This is a genomic window from Rhizobium sp. P1_E6, from assembly GCF_056405875.1.
Genome location: NZ_JBFUBG010000256.1, coordinates 1 through 1,662, shown reverse-complemented (window position 1 = coordinate 1,662; position 1,662 = coordinate 1). Strand labels below are relative to the sequence as shown.

General features: G+C 56.8%; 1 protein-coding gene. It reads right to left on the bottom strand.

Annotated elements, in window-relative coordinates; genetic code table 11:
- Positions 1-299: 299 nt before the first annotated feature.
- Positions 300-1,418 carry an alkene reductase gene (locus AC1D35_RS35970; protein WP_477942765.1) on the bottom strand — a complete coding sequence of 373 codons (1,119 nt, stop codon included), beginning with the start codon at positions 1,416-1,418 and terminating at the stop codon, positions 300-302.
- Positions 1,419-1,662: the final 244 nt, after the last annotated feature.

Below are 1,662 nucleotides of genomic sequence, written 5' to 3'. Positions count from 1 at the left end.
GCATAGCTTTCCTCGATGATCTGCAGTTTGCGTTCCGTTGTCCAGCGTCGCCGCCGGACGTCACCGATCATCAAGTCAACCTGTCGAAACTCGTTAGACATAAGCTTATCCTCAAGCCTGTGCTTGAGCCTTCCTGCTTATGCTGAGTGTCCGGTCGAAAATGGGGGCAGTTCAAGATACAACCTCAGGAATGCTCTTTAAGGCGAGGCTTGTTCTCCTTCCACTTTAAGCCAGTACCATCGGGCAGCGAGGGTCTCAAAATACTCGCCACCCGATGAAGGAGGATTTGATGCTTACTATCAAGCGCCGACTTGTTCGATCGCGGCGGGATAGTCCAAATAGCCCACGGCTCCCCCGCTGTAGTAGGTATCCGGATTGCTGGGGGTGAGCTTGATGTCTTTGGAGAAGCGCTCGACCAGGTCGGGATTGGAGATGAAGGGCGCGGCAAAGGCAACAGCATCGGCGAGGCCATCACGGATGACAGCATTACCACTCTCGAAGGTGTAGCCGCCATTGGCAATCAGATTGCCGGAATAAAGCGGCCGGAAATGCTTGGCAACGCCTTGGCCGAGAACCTCCACAGGTGTCCCTGTCAGATCGCTTATCGGATTCATCAGCTGCAGGTAGGCGAGATTACGCTTCGACAATTCACTGACCAAGTATTCGAACGTTGCCAGCGTTTCGGTTCCAGCGATGACATTGCCGAGACCAGTCAAGGCCGGGCTGAGCTTCATTCCGACGCGCCCCGGCGCCCAAACGCTCACAAGGGCATCGATAATCTCGAGCGGGAACCTCGCGCGATTTTCAGGCGTGCTTCCATAGTTGTCCGTCCTCTGATTGAGCGCTTCATAAAGGAAGGTCGGGATCAGATAGGTACTGATGCCATGTAACTCGACTCCATCGAAGCCAGCGGACTTTGCCAAGCGGGCCGCCTTAGCATAGTCCTCGACCGTTCGCGCGATATCGCCGAGATCCATCGCCCGTGGCGTCACGGTTTCCTGGAAACCGGATGGGGTGTACGCCTTCAATCCCGGGTTAATTGCCGATGGGGCCAGCGGCAACGCGCCATCAAGCAGTTCTGGATGCGATGAGGATCCGATGTGGCCGAGCTGGACGAAGATGCGCCCCCCAGCCTGATGGACGGCGTCCGTGACCCGGCGCCACCCGTCGGCTTGATCCTGAGTGTAAAGCCCGGGCACGTTTATAAAGCCGACGCCTTCGCGGTTGGGCCAAGTCCCCTCCGTGAGGATCAGTCCGGCGGATGCACGCTGTGCGTAATATCGCGCCTGAAGCTCGTTGGGAACAAAGCCGGGGTTGTCCGTGCGGGCGCGGGTCATGGATGCCATGATGATGCGGTTGGGTAGATCGACGTCGCCCAGGCGGATTGGATCCAGCAAGGGCTGGTTTGGATTGCTCATGTCTGCTCACCTATGTTGGCAGCCCTATCCGCGGGTTTGGGCCTGAATGGGGAAGGACGATGCCCGTCGACATCATCGCCGAATTCAAGTAAGACCAAGCATACCTGCAATCCAGTACTGACTATTTCGTAAGTGTCCGAATTCGGAGATCACAATGAGCGAGACGAATTTCCAATGCGGTCTGGAAGCGGCTCTCGCGATCCTTGGAGGCAAATGGAAGCCGCTGATCCTCTTTCATTTGGCC

Bases quoted from the DNA above. Each gene is read 5' to 3' on its own strand.
- AC1D35_RS35970 (WP_477942765.1), bottom strand. From the start codon at position 1,418: ATGAGCAATCCAAACCAGCCCTTGCTGGATCCAATCCGCCTGGGCGAC.